Genomic DNA, 259 nt, shown 5'->3' on the forward strand with positions numbered 1-259 from the left:
GGGCAGCCCACGTCCGCTCCGGACTCCGGCGTCACCTCGCGCAACCTCGCCTACGTCAACTTCACCTCCGGCTCCACCGGCAGGCCCAAGGGCGTCGCCATCGAGCACCGCTCCGTCGTCCGCCTCTTCCACGGCGCCCGCTTCGCTCAATTCACCCCCGAGACGAGCTTCCTGCACCACTCCCCCATCTCCTTCGATGCCACCACGCTCGAGGTCTGGGGCACCCTTATCTTCGGCGGCCGCCTCGTCGTCTTCCCCC

Annotated in this window: 1 protein-coding gene; it reads left to right on the plus strand. The window is 69.1% G+C overall.

Features of this window, described 5'->3' with window-relative positions; genetic code table 11:
• A partial coding sequence (locus Q664_RS45395) for an AMP-binding protein (RefSeq protein WP_043411747.1) occupies positions 1 to 259 on the plus strand: 259 nt, incomplete at both ends.

Source organism: Archangium violaceum Cb vi76 (assembly GCF_000733295.1).
Classification (GTDB): domain Bacteria; phylum Myxococcota; class Myxococcia; order Myxococcales; family Myxococcaceae; genus Archangium; species Archangium violaceum.